At 68.7% G+C, this 3,098-nt stretch carries 4 protein-coding genes; 2 read left to right on the plus strand and 2 right to left on the minus strand.

Annotated elements, in window-relative coordinates; all coding sequences use genetic code 11:
* The first annotated feature begins 113 nt into the window (after positions 1-113).
* Positions 114-1,436, plus strand: coding sequence for a hypothetical protein (locus G6026_RS09330; RefSeq protein WP_107755954.1), 1,323 nt, complete (start codon positions 114-116; stop codon positions 1,434-1,436).
* 35 nt (positions 1,437-1,471) lie between these two features.
* Here G6026_RS09330 and G6026_RS09335 read toward each other — a convergent pair whose 3' ends face one another.
* Entirely contained in the window at positions 1,472-1,903 is a 432-nt protein-coding gene (locus tag G6026_RS09335) for a hypothetical protein (protein ID WP_234414847.1), read from the minus strand.
* 394 nt (positions 1,904-2,297) lie between these two features.
* On the opposite strand from G6026_RS09335, the gene G6026_RS09340 reads away from it, so the two are divergent.
* On the plus strand, positions 2,298-2,546 hold the full coding sequence (locus G6026_RS09340) for a WhiB family transcriptional regulator (RefSeq protein WP_017836612.1): 249 nt from the start codon (positions 2,298-2,300) through the stop codon (positions 2,544-2,546).
* Positions 2,547-2,654: 108 nt separating this feature from the next.
* On the opposite strand, the gene G6026_RS09345 is transcribed toward G6026_RS09340, so the two are convergent.
* Positions 2,655-2,870: a biotin/lipoyl-binding carrier protein gene (locus G6026_RS09345; RefSeq protein ID WP_107755952.1), complete on the minus strand. Its 216-nt coding sequence runs from the start codon at positions 2,868-2,870 to the stop codon at positions 2,655-2,657.
* Positions 2,871-3,098 lie beyond the last annotated feature (228 nt).

Raw genomic sequence — 3,098 nt, forward strand, 5'->3', positions numbered from 1 at the left:
GCGACCGGCGGTGACGGCACCCCGAGGCGACGTCGGCGTCGTCGGCGGAATCCCTCGTCGTCGTCCGACTCCACCGGCCGGGACTAGAACCGACCCCCACCCCTGGAAGGCACGTGCGCACACTCAGGAGAGGGTCCGGCCGCCGGTGGACGGACATCGGCGTCGCCCCCGAACGCCGGACGCGGCGAGACCTCGTCACCGCCGGGGTGATCGCCGTCGTCATGGTGGTGACGGCGGCCGTTGTGCTGGTGACCGGCAGCGCGACCGGGTCGCAGCTGCGTGCGGCGGGATCGCAGCAGCCCGAGTACGGTCCGGCCACCGAGCCCCCGACCTCGCTCCAACCGCTCTGGACGCACGAGTCCGCCGACCCCGGTCCCCCCCTCACCACCAAGGGCAATCTCGTCACCGTCTCCCCGGACGGGGTACTCGTCGGTCGTGACGCGGGATCCGGCGAGGAGCGCTGGACCTACACCCATGCGGGGCGGTTCTGTGCCGGGGCGTTCTACGCCGATCGGCTCGTCGCCGCGTTCGACGGCGCCTCCGGGTGCAGTGACGTGACCTCCCTCGACCCGACCGGGCAGGAGTACGCGAGCACCAGGCAGAGCGCGTTCGCGGACTCGATGGAACTCACCGCGACCTGGAGGCACGTACTCGCGTTGAGTCCGGACCGGCTCGAGATCTGGCGCGACGACCTGGTCCGGACCGTCGAGTACGGGGCGGTGGACGCACCGCAGGAGGCCGGGATGCAGCCCAGGGCGGGGTGCACGCTCGTGACCGCCGACCTCACCGACGAGCGTTTCGCGGTGACCGAGCGCTGCCCCGGCGAGCAGTCCGTCAGGCTGACGATCTCCGAGACCGTCCCCGAGGACAACCGCGCCCCGGAGGAGATCGCCTCGGAGCCGACCGGTGCCGACGGCCTGTGGATCATCGACGTGACCGAGCAGGGGGTCCTGGCGCTTCGGAACCGGGGCCCCGACTGGACCGTCGAGTGGTTCACCTCCCCCACCGAACACTCGACCGTCCTCGGCCTGGACGGCGAGCCGGGCGTACTGCCCTCACCCCGGTCCGTCTCGGGTGACAACGCGCAGGTCCGGTGGTTCGACGGGCGCTCCACGCACGCCTTCGACGGACAGTCCGGGAGGTACTCCTGGACGCTCGGGGCGTCGACCGGCCCCGGAATGACCGGTGGATGGTCCCCGGACCCGGAGGCCCATGCGAATGACGAGTGGGTACTCGTCCCCCTCGACGGTGCCTTCGCGCTCCTCGACCACGACACCGGTCGCGAGTTCCGCCGTCTCCCCGGAGCAGCCACGACGGGGAACGGTGCGACCGGGGAGGGTGTGACAGGAGGCGGCGTGACGGGACTCGCCCAGATCGGCGACATCCTCTACGAGAGCAGGGCGGGTCTGGTCCACGCGTACAAGTTCCTCGACTGACCATTCCGCGGCGCACCCGGTTACGGTCGATCAGGTCACGCGGCGTACCACTCGATCGCGTCCCTGCGGAACAACGAGACCAACGCGACCGCGCAGATCACGGCGAGGAGCAGCCCGGCGAGGTACTGGTCCGAGCCCACCCCGACGTACCAGGCCACGAACAGCAACAACAGCTCGGCGATCACCACCAGACCCCGGCCCCAGCGGCGCCCCCGCAACAGACCGACGCCGGCCGCGAGAAGGCCGCCACCGAGGATCGCGAACCAGACCGCGGTGCCGTAGCCACTGATGACGACGGTCTCCTCCCGATGGCCGCCGGCCGCACGGATGGCGAGGGCCACGGCCACTCCCACACCGATGAGCCCCTGCGCCGAGGAGATCCACCCGGCCAGCCGGACGGGCGTGGGGATGGCCGCTCGGGGATCACGCCGATCAAGCGGGGGACGATGGTCGTCAGGTCGGGTCACGTTCACCTCCACAGACTATGTCGCGACCGCGGCCGAACCCGCACCACCCTTGTGGACTGGACTCCGTTTAGCTCATCACGGCCCCTGGCGTGGGCTTTCGGGTCGATTTGACAACCGGGGTGACCTTTGCCACATGTGACGGGAGAGGGTTGACTTGTCATGGAATCGTGGCACGATCGTTCGTAACAGCGCAGACGCACAATGTTTGCATTGCCTTAACCGAGAGCTCTTCCTCACGGACCGAGCCCGAGGAGAGGGTACACCCCCCACCGCATCGCCGGATGTGAATGACCATGTACGTCCGCGCGCCGATTTTCGCACACATCGGCGCGTCGACGTCGTCTTCTCGTGTCCGGTTGACCCGATAACGGTCTCGTAACCGTAAGGAGTTTCCATGGACTGGCGCCACAAGGCCATCTGCCGCGACGAGGATCCCGAGCTGTTCTTCCCCGTCGGCAATTCCGGACCCGCCCTCGCCCAGATCGCCGAGGCGAAGATCGTCTGCAACCGTTGCCCCGTCACCGCCGAGTGCCTGGCCTGGGCCCTCGAGTCCGGCCAGGACGCGGGCGTCTGGGGCGGGATGAGCGAGGACGAGCGTCGCGCTCTCAAGCGTCGTCGTGCCCGTACCCGCACGTCGGTCTGACCACCACCGTCTGACCACCACCGTCTGATCAGCACCGCCTGATCGACGCGGAGGCCGGTTCCTCTCCCCTGTGGGGGCGGAACCGGCCTTCGTCGTTCCGGACGGAGGTCAGCCGATCACGGCGATGAGATCACCGGCCTGGATGACATCTCCGGGGGTCACGGCCACCTCGGTGACGGTGCCGGCCGTCTCACACAACACCGGGATCTCCATCTTCATGGACTCGAGGAGCACGATGGTATCGCCCTCGGCGACCTCGGTGCCGACGGCTGCGACGACCTCCATGACGTTCGCGACCATCTCGGCACGGACCTGTTCAGTCATTCGGATGTTCCTCTGCTTTCCTCACGCGGCGGCCCCCGGACTCCTCAATGCAACCACACAGGGGTTCTCGTGGGAGACTTGTACACCGACGAAAGGAGGCGACCATGGGCAAGCGTGGCCGCAAGAGGCGGGATCGCCGCAAGAACAACGCCAACCACGGCAAGCGTCCGAACAGCTGAGTCCGGACCACCAGAACCGAGTGGAGGGGCGGGCACCGGCACGGTGCCC

Source organism: Dietzia sp. DQ11-38-2, from assembly GCF_014145055.1.
Classification (GTDB): Bacteria; Actinomycetota; Actinomycetes; order Mycobacteriales; family Mycobacteriaceae; genus Dietzia.